Below are 18,425 nucleotides of genomic sequence, written 5' to 3'. Positions count from 1 at the left end.
GGTGATACCGGCGCCGCCGGCACGCCGCCGACGGCACCGGCCCCGACTCACCGGGTCAGGGAACGCGCACCAGGGACACGTCGTCGATCTTCAGTCGCACGCCCGGCGCCGGGCCCATGAAGTGCAGCGAGACCGACTGCACCTGCCCGACCGGCTGGAAGGCGAATTCGTCGACCGCCAGCGTGGCCCACTGGCCGTTGCCGGCATTCACCCACCCGATGCGCTCCCAGTGCCAGCCGCTGGCGTCCTGGATCAGCAGCCAGAGCGAGACAGTGTCGTTCGCACCCTCGACCTTGACCTGCGCATTGGCGCGGTAGCGCGTGCCGGGCACCAGGCCGGTCAGCTCCTGGGCGATGCTGTCGTACCACTGGCCGCGGTTGACCAGCTGCAGGCTGTAGCCGTTGCGGTAGCCGTCGCTGCTCACCTGCAGCTGGCCGCCGAAGCCGAGGCCCCAGGAGGCCGCGGTGCCGGTCTCGAAATCGCCGTTGCGTATCTGGTTGTCTTCGCGGCCGTCGTCGCCGGCCGGGTTCAGGCTGAGGCTGTCGAGATGGAAGCCCACGCCCGCCGCCGGGCCGTACACCAGCAGGCGCACGCTGGCATTGGCCGGCAGCGCATGGGTGAACGAGCCGCTGATCCTGCTCCACTGGTCGGTGGCGCCAAAGCGGCCGAGGTCGACGTAGCTCTGGCCGCCGTTGACCTCCAGCACCACGCGCGCGGTGTCGCTGGCACGGCCCTGCAGGCGCATCCACAGGCTGAACTCGTAGTCGATGCCCGCCTGCAGCTTGCCGGTCACGTCCTGGGCCACGCCCGATGCGTAGGAGGTGCGGTTGCCCACGGTCAGGCCCTGCTGGCCGCCGTAGCGGCGCTGGCTGCTGAGCGACAGGCTGCCGTCGAACACGCCGCTCCAGTTCGACAGGCTGCCTTCGAAGCTGGGGTTCTGCAGCACGTTGCCTGCCGGCAGCTCGATCGTGCGCACCGGATCGGCCGGGCCGCCCGGCTCGCCGGGATCGCCATCGCGCGACGGGCGGTAGGTCGGGTACTGGTTGGCCATCAGCGACAGCGAGCGCGAGGCGTCACCGGTCGTGGCGTTGCCGCAGGCGTAGCCGTTGCAGTTCTGCCGCGGATTGGAGAAGCGGTAGACGTAGTTGGTGTTGAACAGGTAGGCGTAGGCCATCAGGGTGGCGAACGAGTTGTCCACGCCGTAGCCCATGCCGTAGACGTGGTGCCCGCCGGAGGTGTCGCCCTGGCGGCGGCTGTGCATCAGGCCCATGTTGTGGCCGAGCTCATGGGTGAAGGTGAGGTAGCCGCAGTCGATCGCCGAACTGCTGTAGGCCAGCGCCTTCGACTGCGCGGTGATGGTGCCGCCGCTGCTGGTGCCCAGCCAGCCCAGGCCGCACAGGCCGCCCGGCGACATGTTGAGCAGGCCGACGAAATCCGCGCCGTGGTCGTCGCGCAGGGCGTGGATCGCGCCGTCGTTGTAGGTGATGTGGTTGAGCGCGTTGTTGTTGGTGTAGTAGTAGCTCGAGTGGTTGCTCTGCACGCTGTGCACCATGCGCAGAGCGATGTCGACGCCGCTGACCTGGTAGGCCTGGTTGGACTGCGCGATGTACTGGTTCAGCCGCGTCTGGATGTTGCCCGCCCACTGCGCCGCCTGCGGCGTGTAGACGAACATGACGTCGACCTGGTTGCTGGCCGCGGGGGCCTGGCCGGCGGCCAGCAGGCCCACCGCCAGCGCGGCCATCGACGTACGCAGGCGGCGCACGGCGCCTCCCCTGTTTCCCTGGGTTGCCATCGTTCTTCCTTGTGGTTTGAGGTGACTGGTGTGGCGGTCGTGTGCGGGCTTCAGCGAACGCCCGGGATGGGGCCGCGGCCCTCGCCGGGGCCGGGCTCCATCACGTCGGAGAGGTCGAAGTCCTGGTGCCTGCGCAGGTCGTTGACGTTGGCGATCCAGCCCAGGCGGCCCTCGGCCTCCAGGCTGTAGGTGCCGCCGCCGGTGGTGATGCTGCCCAGGGTCGAGTCCACGCCCTGGGTGAACACCGCGGGCAGGATCTCGCCGGAGCCGTCGACCACGCGCGCAAGCCACGACTTGTCGCCGTTGGCATGAACCTGCACGTCGTACACCCGCAGCAGGTGTTCGGCGCCGTCGTCGGGCGTGCGCAGCGAGAGCTCGGAGCCCACGTCCAGGCCGGCCAGCGCGGCGCGGTTGAATTCGATGTAGTCGCGGTCGTCGACGCCGAAGGGCAGCTTCTGCGCGAAATGCCCGCGCGCCTCCGCATCAGGCAGGTACAGCACGTCGTCGGGCAGGCCGGTGGCGTATGCGGGCGGGTCGACCAGGTCCACCGGCGGCAGGCCCGGCGGAATAGCCGCGGCGCCCGGCACAGCCGCCGCCGCCCCGAAGGCCCTGCGCGTGACCGTGGCCTGGGCCCCTTCCGTGCCCGACGACCCCATGTCCGGACCCTCCGGACGCGCGCCGGAAACCATGCCGGGCGCACCCGGACCGGATGCGAGATGGACGATCGCAGCCACGCAAACCAGCAGCACGGCAGCGCCGGCGCCGACGCGCCAGTACGGGAGCTTCATGAAGGGACGACCTTATCTGAATACGAAAAATCAGGTGCGGCGAAGTCTAAAGTGACTGCCAAGGTCATATTGTGACACAAATAACGTACTAAACAACCACATACCGTATGGATAGCCGAAGGCCCCGGCCCGCGCCGAAGGCCTCAATCCAGCCGCTTGCGGAAGCGCGCGATCGCCACCGCCATCGTCACCGTGGTGAAGGCGATCAGCGCGGCCACCGCCGGCCACAGGTCCCAGAGGCTGGCGCCGCGCAGCATGATCCCGCGGATCAGGCGCAGGAACTGGGTCATCGGCAGCACCTCGGCGCCCCACTGCACCATCTCGGGCATGCCCGCGAACGGGAACATGAAGCCGGAGATCAGGATCGACGGCAGGAACACCAGCATCGCCACCTGGATGGCCTGGAACTGGGTCTTCGTGTGCGTGGAGATCAGCAGCCCCATCGACAGGTTGGCCAGGATCAGCAGGGTCGCGGCCAGGTAGACGTCGAGCAGGCTGCCGCGCAGCGGCACGTCGAAGAACCACACGCCCAGGGCCAGGATCAGGGTGGTCTGGATGAGGCCGATCGCGGCGTACGGCAGCACCTTGCCGACCATCAGCGCGCTGCTGCTCAGCGGCGTGGCGATCAGCAGCTCCATGTTGCCGCGCTCGCGCTCGCGCACCGCGGCCATGGCGGTGAACATCATCATCGTCATGGTCAGAATCAGGCCGATCAGGCCGGGCACGATGCTGACCGCGGAGCGGCGTTCGGGGTTGTAGAAGCTCACCACTTCGATCTGCGGCGTCCGCGGCGCCGCGCGCGCGCCACCGGGCGCCTCCAGCGGCAGCTGCGCGAGCTGGTTGGCCGCGGCCTGGACCACGGTGTCGGTGCCGTCGACCATCACCTGCACCGCGGGGCGGCCGTCGGCGAGGCGGCGCTCGTAGTCAGGCGGCACGGCGATGCCGACGCTGACCTGGCCGCGACGCAGCATGTCCACCAGTTCCTGCGGGCTGTCGGCCACGCGCCGGACGTCGATGATGCCGGTGGCGTTCATGTCCATCACCGCCGCGCGCGAGGCCGAGGTCATGGCCTGGTCGGCCACGGCCGTGTGCAGGTTGCGCGGGTTGTAGTTGATCGCATATCCGAACAGCAGCAGGTCGACCACCGGGATCATCACGATCATCACCACGCTGATCCGGTCGCGGCCCATCTGCCGCAGCTCCTTCAGCGCGACGGCCCACATGCGGCGCACGTTGTTCATGCCGCGGCTCCTTCGCCCTCGTCGGTGCGGCCACGGGTGGCGGCGACGAAGACGTCCTCGAGGTTGGATTCCACCGGCGCGACGTCGGCATCCAGCCCGGCTTCGCGCAGCGCGCCGCCGATCGCGTCGGCGGCTTCGATGCCCGGCGCGGACAGCACGCGCAGGCTGTTGCCGATCTGGGCCACGCTGAGCACGCCCGGCAGGTCGGCCAGCGCGCGCTGCGCCTGGCGCGGGCGCGCGGCGCGCACTTCGACGCTGCGGCCACGCAGGTCGCCGGCCAGTTCGCCCGGTGCGCCGTCGGCCACCAGCACGCCTTCGTCGAGGATGGCGATGCGGTGGCAGCGCTCGGCCTCGTCCATGTAGTGGGTGGACACCAGCAGGGTGGTGCCGGCATCGGCGAGTTCGAACAGCTTCTCCCAGAAGTCGCGACGCGATTCCGGGTCGACCGCGCTGGTGGGTTCGTCCAGGAACAGCAGCTCGGGCTGGTGGATCACCGCGGCGGCCAGCGCCAGGCGCTGCTTCTGGCCGCCGCTCATGGTGCCGGCGAGCTGCTTCTGGCGGTCGGCGAAGTGGTAGAGCTCGACCAGCTCGTCCACCCGCGCGCGCGCCTGCCTGCGGTCCAGGCCGTAGACGGCGGCAAGGAACTCGAGGTTCTCGCGCACGGTGAGGTCTTCGAACAGCGAGAACTTCTGGGTCATGTAGCCGATGCGCAGGCGCAGGGCGTCGGCTTCCTCGGGCACCTTCAGGCCCAGCACCTCGATCTCGCCCTCGCTGGGCGTGAGCAGGCCGCAGAGCATGCGGATGGTGGTCGACTTGCCGGAACCATTCGGGCCGAGGAAGCCGTAGACGTGCGCGCGCGGCACGGTCAGGTCGACGTGGTCGACGGCGGTGAGGCCGCCGAAGCGCTTGACCAGGCCGCGGGCGCGGATGGCCGGCTCGCCGCCGCCCTGCTCAGCGGCCGCCATCGAACACCACCTTCAGCGGCAGGCCCGCGGGCAGGTCGCCGGCCTCTTCCAGCTCGACTTCGGCCAGGTAGCTCAGGCGCGAGGCGTCCTCGCCAGCCAGCGCGTAGTAGGGAGTGAAGGCGGGCTCGCTGCGGATCATGCGCACGCGGCCGCGATAGCGGCGTTCGCCCTCGGCGCCGACCAGCACGGTGGCGGCGTCGCCCACTTCGACGTCGGCGCGCAGGGGCTCGGGCACGTGGACGCGGGCGTAGGGGGTGTCACCGACCAGCATCACCGCCAGCGGCGAGCCCGCGGGGGCTTCGTCGCCGAGCCGGTACGGCAGGCTGTCGACGCGGCCGGCGCGCGGTGCGACCAGGTCGAGGCGGCCGGTGGCATAGGTCTGCGCGTCGAGCTGCGCCTGCGCCGCGGCCAGCGCCGCTTCGGCCTGCGCGACCTGCTCCGGGCGCACGCCGTTTTCAAGTTCGGCCAGCGCCGCCTGTGCGGCCGCGACCTGGGCCTGCGCGTTGCCGGCGGCGGCGCGGGCGCGGTCGACGTCGGCGGCGGACACCAGCTGCTGCCGGCCCAGCGGCTGCAGGCGCTCGTGGTAGGCGCGGGCGTCGCGGGCCTGGGCCTGGGCGGCGGCGAGGTTGGCGCGGGCCTGCTGCAGGGTTTCCGGGCGGGCGCCGTTGCGCGCCTCGTCCAGGGCCTCGCGTTGGCGCGCGACCTCGGCCTGGGCGGCGGCCAGCTGCGCGTCGCCGCGGGTGTGTTCCAGGCTGAGGATACGCGCGCCGGCTTCGACGCGTTCGCCTTCGCGCACGGCGATGTCGACGATGCGCTCGGCGGCCGGCGCCGGCAGGGTGATGCGGTCGTATTCCAGGGTGCCCAGGGCGTAGCCGCCGTCGCGGCTGCAGGCGGCGAGGAGGATGAGGGCCGCGGTCGCAAGCAGCGCGCGGGCGTGGACAGGCGTGTTCATGGGGAAGGCTCCAGGCCGGATTCGAGCAGGGCCAGCGCGTGGCGGCGGATGTCGGGAACGCCGAGGGCGTCGTCGCCCAGCAGCTGGCGCCAGATCGGCAGGCCCGAGGCGAGGAACAGGGTCAGGCCCACCAGGGACACCATCAGCAGGCGCGGGTCGAGGCCCGGGTTGAGGCGTCCTGCTCCCTGCTCGGCCGCGATGTGCGCGACCAGCCGCCGCGACAGGTCCGGCGCCAGCTGGCCGACGATCCAGTCGCGCAGCGCGCCGCCGTCGGTCACCACTTCGCGGATCCACAGCGGCGGCAGCCATTCGTGGCGTTCGACCACGGCGCACATGCGCTCGACGAAGGCGTTGAACAGGCCGCTCCCGGATTGCGCCGCGCCCTCGACCAGCAGGCCCTGGACCTCCCGGAACACCGGCAAAAGGCGCTCGGCCAGCACCGCTTCGCGCAGGCCGGCGGCGTCGTTGAAGTGGTAGTGCAGCGATGCCGGAGTGACGCCGGCATCGCGGGCGATGTCGCGCAGCGAGGTCGCGGCGATGCCCTGGCGGGCGTAACGCGCCAGGGCGGCGTCGAGCAGGCCTTCGCGGCTGCTGGCTTCGCCGGCGGGGCGGCCGCGCGTGCGGACAGCGGTGGTGGCATCCGGGTTGCGCTTGCGGGGCATGGGCCGTGTTCCGAGGGTCAAGGCGCACATTTAATTAATCAATCAATTAATATTCCGTGAAAGCCTGCCGACAGCCCGGCGGACACGCCACAAGCCTCCATTCCGCCCCATCCGCCGCAGGTCGATGCGACCGCGACCGCGGTTGGCCCGATCACGCCACCGCGCTACGCTTCCGCGATGCCTTCCCCCCACCAGCGCGACTTCGCCCTCGAACCCGCCGACACCGAACGGCTGGCCAACCTCAGCGGCCCCTTCGACGGCCACCTGCGCCAGATCGAACTGGCGCTGGGCGTGGAGATCGCCAACCGCGGCAACGTCTTCCGCATCACCGGCGAGGACGCCGCGCGCGTGGACGAGGCCGAGCGCCTGCTGCGCGACCTCTACCGCGAGGCCGCCAGCGAGACCTTCGACGGCCACGCCATCCACCTGCGCGTGAACGCCTCGCGCGCCGCGCGCGAGGACCAGGAGGCGACCCGCCACGTCGCCGCCGCCCGCGCCGCCGACGCGGACTACGTGCCGCAGGACGTGGCCATCCGGGTCAAGCGCGGCACCATCCGCGGCCGCGGCGCGAACCAGCAGAAGTACCTGCACGCGATCGCCACCCACGACATCAACTTCGGCGTCGGCCCGGCGGGCACCGGCAAGACCTACCTGGCCGTGGCCAGCGCGGTCGAGGCGCTCAACGAATCGCGGGTGCAGCGCGTGGTGCTGGTGCGCCCGGCGGTCGAGGCCGGCGAGAAGCTCGGCTTCCTGCCCGGCGACCTGTCGCAGAAGGTCGATCCCTACCTGCGGCCGCTGTACGACGCGCTGTACGAGATGCTCGGCGTGGAGACGGTGCTGCGGCTGCTGGAGAAGAACGTCATCGAGATCGCGCCGCTGGCCTACATGCGCGGGCGCACGCTCAACGACGCCTACGTGATCCTGGACGAGGCGCAGAACACCACCATCGAACAGATGAAGATGTTCCTGACCCGCCTGGGTTTCGGCAGCACCGCGGTGGTGACCGGCGACCTCACCCAGATCGACCTGCCCAAGCAGGTGAAGTCGGGCCTGCGCGACGCCGTCGAGGTGCTGCGCGATGTCGACGGCGTCAGCTTCACCTTCTTCGAATCACGCGACGTGGTCCGCCATCCGCTGGTGGCGCGCATCGTCAACGCCTATGAACGCCGCGACGCGCAGGACGCGTCGACCGGCCCGGCGTAGACTGCCGCGCATGACCCAGGGCCCCGTCCGCCTCGACGTAGCCGTCGGCTATGCCCTGCCCCGCGCCGGGCTGCCGGCCTCGGTGAGCTTCCGCAAATGGGTGTCCGCGGCCCTGGCCGGGCGCATCCGCGAGGCCGACCTCGCGATCCGCCTGGTCGACGCGAAGGAAGGCCGTGCGCTGAACCGCCACTACCGCGGCAAGGACTACGCCACCAACGTGCTCAGCTTCCCGACCGACCTGCCCGAAGGCCTGCCCGAGGGCGTGCGCCTGCCCCTGCTCGGCGACCTGGTGCTGTGTGCGCCGGTGGTGGCCCGCGAGGCCCGCGAGCAGGGCAAGCCGCTGGCCGCCCACTACGCCCACCTGACCGTGCACGGCACTCTGCACCTGCTGGGCTGGGACCATGGCGACGACGTCGAGGCCGAGGCCATGGAGCAGCTCGAGCGGGAAATCCTCGCCGGCCTGGGCATCGACGACCCCTACCGCGCCGGCTGAACGCGCGTGCCGAACGGACGCGCTAAACTGCGCGGGCCGCCCCATTCCCCGGGGCGACGATACGAGCGAGATGTCCGAGGACGACAGTAGTAGCACCGGCGGCCCAGGCGCGTCGCCGGAACATCACGAACGCCGGCGCAGCTGGCTGGATCGGCTGAGCTCTGCCATATCCGGCGATCCCAGTTCGCGCGACGACCTGGTCGAACTGCTGCGCGACGCCCAGGGCGACGGCCTGATCGAGGCCGACACCCTGCGCATGATGGAAGGCGCCATCGCCGTGTCCGACCTGACCGTCGGCGACGTGATGGTGCCGCGCTCGCAGATGGTCTCGCTGCCGGTGGACGCGCGCTTCATCGACCTGATGAAGGAGGTGGTCGAATCCGGCCACTCGCGCTTCCCGGTGCATGGCGAGGACAAGGACGAGATCCTCGGCATCCTGCTGGCCAAGGACCTGCTGCGCGGCGTGGTCGCCGACAACGGCCCGGGCACGGTGCGCGAACTGCTGCGCCCGGCGGTGCTGATCCCGGAGTCGAAGAAGCTCAACGTGCTGCTGCGCGAGTTCCGCCAGTCGCGCAACCACATGGCGATCGTGATCGACGAATACGGCGGCGTGGCCGGCGTGATCACGATCGAGGACGTGCTGGAGGAGATCGTCGGCGAGATCGACGACGAGCACGACGATGCCGAAGACCCCGAGGCACTGATCGCCGCCCAGGCCGACGGCCAGTACGTGGTCGACGCCCTGACCCCGATCGACGACTTCAACGAGCGCTTCGGCGCCGACTTCGACGACGACGAATACGACACCATCGGCGGCCTGGTCACCGCGGCCATCGGCCACCTGCCCGAGGCCGGCGAGGAGTTGACGCTGGGCCGCTTCAGCTTCCGCGTCGCCAGCGCCGACGCGCGCCGGCTGCACGCGCTGCACCTGTCGATCCATGGCGACTGAGGCCCGCGGGGCCCGCGCAGGCACGGTCGCGGGCCTCGTCGCCCTGCTGGTGTTGCTCGCCTGTGCCCTGCCGGCGCTGGCCGCGCCGCGGATCGGCGTGGCCACGATGCAGCCCGGCGAGATCTTCTTCGAGCGCTTCGGCCACAACGCGATCGTGGTCGACGATCCCGCCGCGGGCCCACCGCTGTCCTACAACTTCGGCTTCTTCGATCCCGACGAGCCCGACTTCCACCTGCGCTTCGCCCGCGGCGAGATGCGCTACCGGCTGGCGGTGCTGCCGTTCGCGCAGGACCTGGCGTACTACGAAAGCGTCGGCCGCGGGGTGTCGATCCAGTGGCTGGACCTCGACGATGGCGACGCCACCGCGCTCGCCGCACGCCTGGCCTGGAACGCCTTGCCGGAAAACGCCGCCTACACCTACGACTACTTCACCGACAACTGCAGCACCCGGGTGCGCGACGCGATCGACGGCGTGCTCCGCGGCCGCCTGGCGCGCGGACTCCAGGGCCGCTCGCAGGGCAACACCTTCCGCAGCGAAGCCGTGCGCCTGGCGCGGCCCGATCCGCTGATGGCGCTCGGCTTCGACCTTGGCCTCGGGCCGGCCTCCGACCGCCCCAACTCGCTCTGGGAAGACACCTTCGTGCCGATGCGGCTGGCGCAGTCCCTGCGCGAAGCGCGCCTGGCCGACGGCCGGCCGCTGGTGGTCGCCGAGGAAGTGCTGCTGCCCCACCGCCTCGCGCCCGAACCCGAGCCGCGGCCGGTGGCGTGGTGGCCCTGGCTGCTGGCGGGCCTGGCCCTGGCCGCGCTGGCCTGGTCGCTGCGCGGCCGCCCGCGTGCGGTCGCCGCGGCGGCGATGCCGGCCTGGCTGCTGTGCGTCGCCGCCGGCGCGACCATGCTCTACATCTGGCTGGGCACCGCGCACCGCTTCGGCTGGGCCAACCACAACCTGCTGCTGTTCAACCCGCTGTGCCTGCTGCTCCTGCCCGGTGCCTGGCGGATCGCGCGCGGCGGCGACGGCGGCCCGGTGTTCCGCACGCTGCTGGCGGTGGTCGCGGCTGGCGTGGTGGTCGCCCCCTTCCTGCTCTGGATGCCGCTGCAGTCGCAGCGCAACGGGCACTGGGTCGCGCTCATGCTGCCGCTGCAGCTGGCGTTCGCCGCGGTGCTCTGGCGCCCGCGGCATAGACCAAAGTCTTAGCCGTCCGGCGCGTTTGTGCGCCGCAATATCATTGACCCTGCCCGGCCCAGGCGCGAACCTGTCCGCCTCGTGAATCCGGCATTTGGAGCAGGTGATGAAGGGTGCGGCAAGCAAGTTGGCATGGGCGGCCCTCGCCCTGCTCGGTGCGTTCTGTCTGGGCACGGTGGCACTGCGCCGCGGTGAATCGATCAACGCGCTGTGGATCGTGGTCGCCGCGGTCTCCATCTACCTGGTGGCCTACCGCTTCTACGCGCGCTTCATCGCCGACCGGGTCTTCAACCTCGACCCGACCCGCGCCACGCCGGCGATGGTCCACAACGACGGCCTGGACTACGTGCCCACCAACAAGCACGTGCTGTTCGGCCACCACTTCGCCGCGATCGCCGGCGCCGGCCCCCTGGTCGGCCCCGTGCTGGCCGCGCAGATGGGCTACCTGCCCGGCACCCTGTGGCTGATCGCCGGCGTCGTGCTGGCCGGCGCGGTGCAGGACTTCATGGTGCTGGTGGTGTCCAGCCGCCGCGACGCCCGCTCGCTCGGCGACCTGGTGCGCGAGGAGATGGGCCAGGTGCCCGGCACGATCGCGCTCTTCGGCGCCTTCCTGATCATGATCATCATCCTCGCGGTGCTGGCGATGATCGTGGTGAAGGCCCTGGCCGAAAGTCCCTGGGGCATGTTCACGGTGATCGCGACGATGCCGATCGCGATCTTCATGGGCATCTACATGCGCTACATCCGGCCCGGGAAGATCGGTGAGATCTCGGTCATCGGCCTGGTGCTGCTGATGCTGGCGATCTGGTTCGGCGGCCAGGTGGCCGCGCACCCGACCTGGGGCCCGGCCTTCACCTTCACCGGCACCCAGATCACCTGGATGCTGATCGGCTACGGCTTCGTGGCCGCGGTGCTGCCGGTGTGGCTGCTGCTCGCCCCGCGCGACTACCTGTCCACCTTCCTCAAGATCGGCGTGATCGTCGGTCTGGCCATCGGCATCCTGATCACGATGCCGATGCTGCAGATGCCGGCGCTGACCCAGTTCACCGACGGCAGCGGCCCGGTGTGGAAGGGCTCGATGTTCCCGTTCCTGTTCATCACCATCGCCTGCGGCGCGGTGTCGGGCTTCCACGCGCTGATTTCTTCGGGCACCACGCCGAAGCTGATGGCCAACGAGCGCCACGCGCCCTACCTGGGCTACGGCGGCATGCTGATGGAGTCGTTCGTGGCGATCATGGCCATGGTCGCGGCCTCGATCATCGACCCGGGCGTGTACTTCGCGATGAACAGCCCGGCGGCGCTCATCGGCACCGATCCGGTGCAGGTCGCGCAGACGGTTTCGAGCTGGGGCTTCACGGTCACGCCCGAAGTGCTGGTCCAGACCGCCGAGGATGTGGGCGAGGCCTCGATCATCTCGCGTGCCGGCGGCGCGCCGACGCTGGCGGTGGGCATCGCGCAGATCTTCCACGCGGTGATCCCGGGCGAAGGCATGATGGCCTTCTGGTACCACTTCGCGATCCTGTTCGAGGCGCTGTTCATCCTCACCGCGGTCGACGCCGGCACCCGCGCCGGTCGCTTCATGCTGCAGGACCTGCTGGGCAACTTCATCCCGGCGATGCGCAAGACCGAGTCCTGGGGAGCGAACCTGGTCGGCACCGCCGGCTGCGTGGCGCTGTGGGGCTACTTCCTGTACCAGGGCGTGACCGACCCGCTGGGCGGCATCAACATGCTGTGGCCGCTGTTCGGCATCGCCAACCAGATGCTGGCGGGCATCGCACTGATGCTGTGCACGGTGATCCTGTTCAAGATGAAGAAGGACCGCTACGCCTGGGTGCCGATCCTGCCGACGGTGTGGTTGCTGGCCTGCACGCTCAGCGCGGGCTGGATCAAGCTCTTCGACGGCAACCCGGCCGTGGGCTTCCTGGCGCAGGCCAACCGCTACCGCGATGCGATCGCCGCCGGCGAGCTGATCGCCCCGTCGAAGGACTTCGGTGGCATGCAGCAGATCATGATCAACAACTACGTCAACGCGGGCCTGACGGCGCTCTTCATGTTCGTGGTGCTGGCGGTGCTGTTCTACTCGGTCGGCGCGATCCGCAAGGCGCGCGCGAACCCGGCGCGCACCGACCGCGAGACCCCGCACGTGGCGCTGACGCCCGAGCAGCAGCAGGTCTGGCTCTGATGGCCGGCGCGCTGGTCCCGCTGGACTACTTCGCCACGCACAAGCGTGTGTGGCGGAGGATGGTGCAGACCGCGCGCCTGTGCTGCGGCATCCCGGACTACGACAACTATGTCCGGCACATGCTGGAGAAGCATCCCGACCGGGAGCCGATGGACTACAAGACCTTCTTCCGCGAACGCCAGGAAGCCCGCTTCGGCGGGCGCAGCGGGTTCCGCTGCTGCTGAAACGGGCTTGCGAGGGACGGATACGCAACGGCCGCGGCAGTGATGCCGCGGCCGCTTCGTATCCGGGGATCGCTGCCGCTGGCGGTCAGGCGCCTGCCATGATCCGCAGCACCTGGCCCAGGCCATACGCCAGCACGGTGCCCGTGGCGTAGCCCACGGTTCCCAGCAGGACGCCGACTGGCGCGAGGTTGGGATGGAACGCCGCCGCGACCACCGGTGCCGAAGCCGCCGCGCCCACATTGCCCTGCGAGCCCACGCCGAAGTAGAACAGCGGCGCCTTGACCAGCCGGGCGGCGTACCAGATCACCGCCACGTGGATCGACATCCACAGCAGGCCGATGACGACCAGCTCCGGCCGGTTGGCGAGCTTGAGGAAATCCATCTGCATGCCGATGCAGGCGATCAGGAAGTACAGGAAGACCGTGCCGACCCTGGACGCGCCTGCATCCTCAAGCCGACGCACGCGCGTGAAGCTCAACATCAGGCCACCCAGGGTGGAGAGCACCACGATCCAGACGAACGGTGCGTCCAGGCTGAACTGCGAGGACCAGGGCGCATTGGCCTTGAACCAGGCGGATGCCGGCTCGGCAATGGCATGCGACAGGCCCACGATGCCGAAGGCCCAGGCAACGATCACCATCAGGTCGGACAGCACGGGAATGCGCGCGTTCGCGGCCTCGTGGGCGGCCATGCGCTGCTTCATTTCGTCCAGCGCGCTGGTATCGGCCCCGCTGCGTGCATCGATGGCGTCGGCGCGGTTCGCGAGGAACAGCAGGGTGGCCATCAGCAGGCTCGCGATGGCCACGTCCACCACCGCGAACTGCCCGAACAGCGTCGCGTCGACCTCGTAGATCTCGCGGATCGCCACCATGTTCGCACCGCCGCCCATCCAGCTGCCCGACAGCGCGGCCATGCCCTTCCAGGTGTCGCCGGCCACCGCCGCAGGCCACGTCCACTCCAGGATCTGGAAGGTGGCGACGGCGCCGAACAGGATGCCGAACGTACCCGCGCAGAACACGAACAGCAGTTTGGGCCCGAGTTTCAGGATGCCCTTCAGGTCGATCGACAGCGTCAGCAGCACCAGCGCCGCCGGCAGCAGCACGCGGCTGGCCAGGTGGTAGAGCGCGCTGCCCTCGCCATCGATCAGTCCCGCGGTGTTGTAGAACGCGGGCACGAAGTAGCACAGCAGCAGCGCCGGCACCCAGGCGAAAAACTTCTTCCAGAACGGCGTCGGGCCGGAGGCCAACCAGAAGATCAGGCCCAGGGTCCCCGCGATCAGGCCGAAGACCACGATGTCGTTGGTGAGCAGCGGCGCGGTGGTCTCGACCACGTCGGCGACCGCTGTCGGATCCATGGCGTCGATGGCCGCGGCTTCGGTGGGGGCTTCGGGCGCGGCGGGAGCGAGGGCCATCATCGGCAGGGTTCCTGTCGGTTCGGAAATCGGGTGCGGGAGGAAAAGGCCGCGCGCGGCCGGCCGCGGTCGGGCCGGTCGCGCGGGAGGCTGGGGTTACTGGCCGATGTGCTGCTTCAGCCAGTCGTTGACGGTGTCGTGCCAGAAGACGCTGTTCTGCGGCTTCAGCACCCAGTGGTTCTCGTCGGGGAAGTACAGCAGCTTCGACTCGATGCCCTGGCGCTGCAGCGCGGTGAAGCTCGACAGGCTCTGGTCGATCGGCACCCGGAAATCGTTCTGGCCGGCCACCACCAGCATCGGCACGCGCCACTTGTCGATATGCCGCGCGGGGTTGTGCCGCTCGTAGGCTTCAGGGTTGTCATACACGGTGCCGCCGTTCTCCCACTCGGTGAACCACAGCTCCTCGGTCACCAGGCCCATCGAACGGGTGTCGAAGACGCCGTTGTGGTTGACCAGGCACTTCCAGGGCTCGTTCCAGTTGCCGGCGATCCAGTTGACCATGTAGCCGCCGTAGCTGGCTCCCAGCGCGCAGGCCTTGTCGCCGTCGAGGAAGGGATACTGCTGCTGCGCCGCGGCCCAGCCCTTCTGCAGGTCCACCAGCGGCGCATCGCCCCAGTCGCCGCTGATCGCGTCGGTGAAGGCCTGGCCGTAGCCGGTGGAGCCATGGAAGTCGATCATGACCACGGCATAGCCCTGGCCGGCGTAGGTCTGCGGGTTCCAGCGGTAGCTCCAGCCGTTGCCGAAGCTGCCCTGCGGGCCGCCGTGGATCAGGAAGGCGACCGGGTACTTGCGGCCTTCCTCGTAGTTCCAGGGCTTGACCACGTAGCCGTGGACGGTGGCGTTCTTCGCGCCCTTGAAGCTGAACTGCTCGAAGGCGCCGAAGTCGACGCCGGGCAAGCGTTCGGCGGCGGTGGGCGTGATCGCGCGCTCGCCCTGGCCATCCAAGGAAGCCACGTGGATGACGTCGCTGGTGTCGATGGCGTTGCGGCTGAACATCAGGGTCTCGCCGGCCACCTCGTAGGAGGAGACGCTGCCGCCGCCGACCAGCTTCGTGACCTCGCCGGTGGCGACATCGACGCGGAACAGCGGGTACTCGCCGGTGTCCTGTGCGGCCACGTACAGGGCGCTGCCGTCGGCCGAAGGCTGCAGGCTGCTCGGCGAGCGGTCCCAGCGCGGGGCGATCTCGCGGCGCTCGCCGCTGGCCAGGTCGAGCGCCATCAGCGCGAAGCGGTCGGCCTCGAAGCCCGGGCGCGCCATCGCGCGGTAGAACAGGGTACCGCCATCGGCGCTGAACACCGGGCCGGCATCCCAGGCCTTGTTGTCCTCGGTCAGGTTCACCGGCGCCGCGGTGCCGGCGGCGTCGAGGCGGTACAGGTCGAAGTTGGTGGTCCAGGCCTCTTCGCGGCCGGCGACCTTCACGCTGGCGACCACGCTCTGCCCGTCCGGTGCCCAGGCGTAGTCCTCGGCGCCGCCGAAGGGCTTGCCCGGCACGTCACCGTCGAGGGCGCCGCTGATCGCGGTGGCGGTGGACACCGGCTTGCCGCGCGCCGCCGGCAGCTCGGCCACGAACAGGCGGTTGCGGCGGCCGTCGGCCCAGGTGTCCCAGTGGCGCACGAACAGCTGCTCGTAGACCACGCCGGAGACCTTGGACGCCTTGCGCTCGTCCAGGCGCTTGCCCGTGCAGGCGAAATCGGCACCACAGTCGCCGAAGACATCGGCGCTGAAGGCGATCCGGCCGCCGTCGGGCGAGACGTGGTAGGTGCCGACGTCGGAGGCGAAATCGGTCAGCTGGCGCGGCGTGCCGCCGGACAGCGGGATCGCGTAAAGCTGCTGCGAGCCGTTCTTCGCGCTCAGGAAGTAGACCGTCTTGCCATCAGGCGAGAACGAGGGCGAATTCACGTTCCAGCCCTCGGGCGTCAGCCGCTTCGGCGGCGCCATGTCGCGGGTGACCAGGTTGCGCAGGTACAGCGCGCTGGTGCCCGAGTTGGCCTCCAGGTCGATGCTGCGCTGCGCGAACACCAGCTGCCGGCCATCGGGCGACAGCACCGGCGAGGAGACGCGCTCCAGGGCGGCGAGATCACGGCCCTCCAGGCCTCGGGCTTCGGCGACCGCGGGCAGCGCGGCGATCAGGCACAGGGTCAGCAGGGCGGTACGCGGCATGGATCGGAACTCCGGGCGGAAAGGCCCGATGGTAGGCGGCGCGCGGCGGCGGCGCAAAGCCGGAAGGTCCCGGCGCGCCGTGATCCGCCACCCGCGCGGCCAAGTCGCCCCGGGCGAGCCTACTGCGGTCCCGGCTCCACCGGCGCCGCGGTCGTGTCCTGCTTCGCCCCGCTGCGGTACAGCAGCCAGCCGACCACGGCCAGCACCGCCAGGCCCACGACCTGGTTGAAGTGCAGGTAATCCGGCAATGCCAGCACGTCGGCACGCTTGGTGACCACGATCGGCACCGCGATGGCGATGCCCATCAGCGCCTCGCCGGTGATCAGGCCGGCGGCGAACAGGGTGCCGGGGCGGTGGATTCGGTCGCGCGCGGCCTCGTCGCTGCGGTCGATGCGGTGCCTGCGCTCGACCAGATGCGCCAGCAGGCCACCGAGGAAGATCGGCACCATCAGCTCCAGCGGCAGGTAGATGCCGATGGCCGCGGCCAGCACCGGCACCCGGAAGCCCGAGCCGCGCGCCTTCAGCCACTCGTCGAAGGCGATGATCGCGGCGCCCACGCCGGCGCCGATCGCGATCATCGTCCACGGCAGTTCCCCACCGAACATGCCCTTGGCGACCGAGGCCATCAGCGTCGCCTGCGGCGCGGCCAGCGACTGCGGGCGCTCCGCGGTCGGCGCGCCGATGCCGTAGGCCTCGGCCAGCAGGTTCAGCACCGGCGCCATGATCAGGGCGCACGAGAAGGCGCCGATGGCCAGCATCAACTGCTGCTTCCACGGCGTGGCGCCGACGATGTAGCCGGCCTTGAGGTCCTGCAGGTTGTCGCCGCCCACCGCGGCCGCACAGCACACCACCGCACCGATCATGATCGCCGCCACCGCGCCGATCGGCGACTCGCGTCCGAGCAGCAGCACCAGCACCACCGACGCGAACAGGATGGTGGCGATGGTGATGCCCGACACCGGGTTGTTCGACGAACCCACCAGGCCCGCCAGGTAGGCCGACACCGACACGAACAGGAAGCCGGCCAGGATCATGATGATCGTCATCAGGATGCCGATCGCCCAGGGGCTGGACACGGACGGGTCGGCGGCGACGATCGCGTGGTACAGCAGCGCCAGCGGCAGCACGAAAGCCACCAGCGCCACCAGCATCCACTTCATCGGCAGGTCGCGGTCGGTCTCGGCGACCGGGCCGCCCGAGCCCTTGCGCGCGGCGGCGATGCCGCTCTTCACGCCCGACAGCAGCGACTTGCGCAGCGAGAACAGCGTCCAGATGCCGCCGATCAGCATAGCGCCCACGCCCAGGTAGCGGATCTTCGCCGACCAGATCGCCCCGGCGGCATCGGCCGCGGGCGCGCCGGCGATCGCCGCGGCCAGCGCCGGGTCGCTGTCGAGGAACATCGCGTGGTAGAGCGGGATCGCGATGTGCCAGGACAGCACGCTGCCCGACAGCACCACGATGCCGATGTTGAGCCCGACGATGTAGCCCACGCCCAGCAGCGCCGGCGACAGGTTGGTGCCCATGTAGCCCAGGTACTTGCCCATGAAGCCGGCGCCCACCGCGTTATCCGGGATCATGCGCATGCCGCTCTCGGCGGCGACCTTGACCAGGGCGCCGATGCCCGCGGCCAGGCCCAGGATCCTGAGGCCCGGGCCGGGGTTCTCGCCGGCCTTGAGCACTTCCGCCGCGGCCTTGCCCTCGGGGAACGGCAGCGGGTCCTCGACGATCATCGTGCGTCGCAGCGGCACCGAGAACAGCACGCCGAGCAGGCCGCCAAGGCCGGCGATCGCCAGCACCCAGGAATAGCGGAAGTCCTGCCAGTACCCCAGGATCACCAGCGCCGGGATGGTGAAGATCACGCCCGCCGCGATCGACGAACCGGCCGAAGCGCCGGTCTGGACGATGTTGTTCTCGAGGATGGTGCCGCCGCCGAGCAGGCGCAGCACGCCCATCGACACCACCGCCGCCGGGATCGCGGTGGCGATGGTCAGGCCCGCGAACAGGCCGAGGTAGGCGTTGGCGGCGGAAAGGATCACCGCCAGCACGATGGCCAGCAGCACGGCGCGGAAGGTCAGCTGCGGAACGGATCCGCTTGCCGGGTTGGCCATTGCATGAGACTCCCTGGTGGACGCGCAAAGCTAATCGCCTTGGTGCCCTCCCGTCCACAACCTCGGCAGGGCGCGGGCGACGACGCCGGGCGCCCACGCGACGCGCCGGCGC

At 70.2% G+C, this 18,425-nt stretch carries 15 protein-coding genes; 6 read left to right on the top strand and 9 right to left on the bottom strand.

From position 1 onward, the window contains the following. Nucleotides 1–55: 55 nt before the first annotated feature. The 6 genes from E2170_RS03170 to E2170_RS03145 all read right to left on the bottom strand — a co-directional run bounded on the left by E2170_RS03170 (nt 56) and on the right by E2170_RS03145 (nt 6,400). Nucleotides 56–1,792 (bottom strand): carbohydrate binding domain-containing protein, encoded by a 1,737-nt coding sequence (locus E2170_RS03170; RefSeq protein WP_132999189.1) that lies wholly within the window; start codon nt 1,790–1,792, stop codon nt 56–58. Nucleotides 1,793–1,842: 50 nt separating this feature from the next. After that, complete coding sequence (locus tag E2170_RS03165) at nt 1,843–2,580, bottom strand: hypothetical protein (protein ID WP_132999188.1); 738 nt, start codon at nt 2,578–2,580, stop codon at nt 1,843–1,845. Nucleotides 2,581–2,723: 143 nt separating this feature from the next. Further along, nucleotides 2,724–3,821, bottom strand: a complete 1,098-nt coding sequence (locus E2170_RS03160; protein WP_132999187.1) for an ABC transporter permease — start codon at nt 3,819–3,821, stop codon at nt 2,724–2,726. After that, nucleotides 3,818–4,750, bottom strand: a complete 933-nt coding sequence (locus E2170_RS03155) for an ABC transporter ATP-binding protein (RefSeq protein ID WP_132999982.1) — start codon at nt 4,748–4,750, stop codon at nt 3,818–3,820. Before E2170_RS03155 ends, E2170_RS03160 begins: the two co-directional genes overlap by 4 nt. A gap of 22 nt (nt 4,751–4,772) precedes the next feature. Then, on the bottom strand, nt 4,773–5,738 hold the full coding sequence (locus E2170_RS03150; RefSeq protein ID WP_132999186.1) for an HlyD family secretion protein: 966 nt from the start codon (nt 5,736–5,738) through the stop codon (nt 4,773–4,775). Then, nucleotides 5,735–6,400 (bottom strand): TetR/AcrR family transcriptional regulator, encoded by a 666-nt coding sequence (locus E2170_RS03145; RefSeq protein ID WP_132999185.1) that lies wholly within the window; start codon nt 6,398–6,400, stop codon nt 5,735–5,737. The genes E2170_RS03150 and E2170_RS03145 overlap by 4 nt, the downstream gene beginning before the upstream one ends. Nucleotides 6,401–6,577: 177 nt before the next feature. On the opposite strand from E2170_RS03145, the gene E2170_RS03140 reads away from it, so the two are divergent. From E2170_RS03140 to E2170_RS03115, 6 genes are all read left to right on the top strand, one after another. Continuing rightward, nucleotides 6,578–7,603 (top strand): PhoH family protein, encoded by a 1,026-nt coding sequence (locus E2170_RS03140; RefSeq protein WP_132999184.1) that lies wholly within the window; start codon nt 6,578–6,580, stop codon nt 7,601–7,603. A 10-nt stretch (nt 7,604–7,613) separates the two neighbouring features. Continuing rightward, nucleotides 7,614–8,096, top strand: coding sequence for an rRNA maturation RNase YbeY (gene ybeY, locus E2170_RS03135; protein WP_132999183.1), 483 nt, complete (start codon nt 7,614–7,616; stop codon nt 8,094–8,096). Between the two features lie 70 nt (nt 8,097–8,166). After that, on the top strand, nt 8,167–9,045 hold the full coding sequence (locus tag E2170_RS03130) for a CorC family transporter (RefSeq protein WP_132999182.1): 879 nt from the start codon (nt 8,167–8,169) through the stop codon (nt 9,043–9,045). After that, nucleotides 9,035–10,240 carry a lipoprotein N-acyltransferase Lnb domain-containing protein gene (locus E2170_RS03125; RefSeq protein ID WP_132999181.1) on the top strand — a complete coding sequence of 402 codons (1,206 nt, stop codon included), beginning with the start codon at nt 9,035–9,037 and terminating at the stop codon, nt 10,238–10,240. The genes E2170_RS03130 and E2170_RS03125 overlap by 11 nt, the downstream gene beginning before the upstream one ends. Before the next feature lie 94 nt (nt 10,241–10,334). Continuing rightward, nucleotides 10,335–12,410 carry a carbon starvation CstA family protein gene (locus E2170_RS03120; protein WP_132999180.1) on the top strand — a complete coding sequence of 692 codons (2,076 nt, stop codon included), beginning with the start codon at nt 10,335–10,337 and terminating at the stop codon, nt 12,408–12,410. Next, the gene (locus tag E2170_RS03115) at nt 12,410–12,634 is read left to right on the top strand and encodes a YbdD/YjiX family protein (RefSeq protein ID WP_132999179.1); all 225 of its coding nucleotides are present in this window, start codon (nt 12,410–12,412) and stop codon (nt 12,632–12,634) included. Before E2170_RS03120 ends, E2170_RS03115 begins: the two co-directional genes overlap by 1 nt. A gap of 85 nt (nt 12,635–12,719) precedes the next feature. Here the strand turns inward: E2170_RS03115 and E2170_RS03110 are convergent, their stop codons facing one another. The 3 genes from E2170_RS03110 to E2170_RS03100 all read right to left on the bottom strand — a co-directional run bounded on the left by E2170_RS03110 (nt 12,720) and on the right by E2170_RS03100 (nt 18,313). After that, on the bottom strand, nt 12,720–13,988 hold the full coding sequence (locus tag E2170_RS03110) for a DUF819 family protein (protein ID WP_132999981.1): 1,269 nt from the start codon (nt 13,986–13,988) through the stop codon (nt 12,720–12,722). Between the two features lie 153 nt (nt 13,989–14,141). Next, nucleotides 14,142–16,205 carry a S9 family peptidase gene (locus E2170_RS03105; RefSeq protein ID WP_132999178.1) on the bottom strand — a complete coding sequence of 688 codons (2,064 nt, stop codon included), beginning with the start codon at nt 16,203–16,205 and terminating at the stop codon, nt 14,142–14,144. A 119-nt stretch (nt 16,206–16,324) separates the two neighbouring features. Further along, the gene (locus E2170_RS03100; RefSeq protein ID WP_132999177.1) at nt 16,325–18,313 is read right to left on the bottom strand and encodes an OPT family oligopeptide transporter; all 1,989 of its coding nucleotides are present in this window, start codon (nt 18,311–18,313) and stop codon (nt 16,325–16,327) included. Nucleotides 18,314–18,425: the final 112 nt, after the last annotated feature.

This window comes from Luteimonas arsenica (assembly GCF_004352825.1).
In the GTDB taxonomy this organism is placed as follows: domain Bacteria; phylum Pseudomonadota; class Gammaproteobacteria; order Xanthomonadales; family Xanthomonadaceae; genus Luteimonas; species Luteimonas arsenica.
The sequence above is the reverse complement of the archived record's forward strand: the minus strand, read 5'-3'. Positions and strand labels throughout refer to the sequence as shown.

What these genes read in the sequence shown, in the direction of transcription:
- E2170_RS03170 (WP_132999189.1), bottom strand. Translation starts at nt 1,792, where the DNA reads ATGGCAACCCAGGGAAACAGGGGAGGCGCCGTGCGCCGCCTGCGTACG.
- E2170_RS03165 (WP_132999188.1), bottom strand. Translation starts at nt 2,580, where the DNA reads ATGAAGCTCCCGTACTGGCGCGTCGGCGCCGGCGCTGCCGTGCTGCTG.
- E2170_RS03160 (WP_132999187.1), bottom strand. Translation starts at nt 3,821, where the DNA reads ATGAACAACGTGCGCCGCATGTGGGCCGTCGCGCTGAAGGAGCTGCGG.
- E2170_RS03150 (WP_132999186.1), bottom strand. Translation starts at nt 5,738, where the DNA reads ATGAACACGCCTGTCCACGCCCGCGCGCTGCTTGCGACCGCGGCCCTC.
- E2170_RS03145 (WP_132999185.1), bottom strand. Translation starts at nt 6,400, where the DNA reads ATGCCCCGCAAGCGCAACCCGGATGCCACCACCGCTGTCCGCACGCGC.
- E2170_RS03140 (WP_132999184.1), top strand. Translation starts at nt 6,578, where the DNA reads ATGCCTTCCCCCCACCAGCGCGACTTCGCCCTCGAACCCGCCGACACC.
- ybeY (WP_132999183.1), top strand. Translation starts at nt 7,614, where the DNA reads ATGACCCAGGGCCCCGTCCGCCTCGACGTAGCCGTCGGCTATGCCCTG.
- E2170_RS03130 (WP_132999182.1), top strand. Translation starts at nt 8,167, where the DNA reads ATGTCCGAGGACGACAGTAGTAGCACCGGCGGCCCAGGCGCGTCGCCG.
- E2170_RS03125 (WP_132999181.1), top strand. Translation starts at nt 9,035, where the DNA reads ATGGCGACTGAGGCCCGCGGGGCCCGCGCAGGCACGGTCGCGGGCCTC.
- E2170_RS03120 (WP_132999180.1), top strand. Translation starts at nt 10,335, where the DNA reads ATGAAGGGTGCGGCAAGCAAGTTGGCATGGGCGGCCCTCGCCCTGCTC.
- E2170_RS03115 (WP_132999179.1), top strand. Translation starts at nt 12,410, where the DNA reads ATGGCCGGCGCGCTGGTCCCGCTGGACTACTTCGCCACGCACAAGCGT.
- E2170_RS03110 (WP_132999981.1), bottom strand. Translation starts at nt 13,988, where the DNA reads ATGGATCCGACAGCGGTCGCCGACGTGGTCGAGACCACCGCGCCGCTG.
- E2170_RS03105 (WP_132999178.1), bottom strand. Translation starts at nt 16,205, where the DNA reads ATGCCGCGTACCGCCCTGCTGACCCTGTGCCTGATCGCCGCGCTGCCC.
- E2170_RS03100 (WP_132999177.1), bottom strand. Translation starts at nt 18,313, where the DNA reads ATGGCCAACCCGGCAAGCGGATCCGTTCCGCAGCTGACCTTCCGCGCC.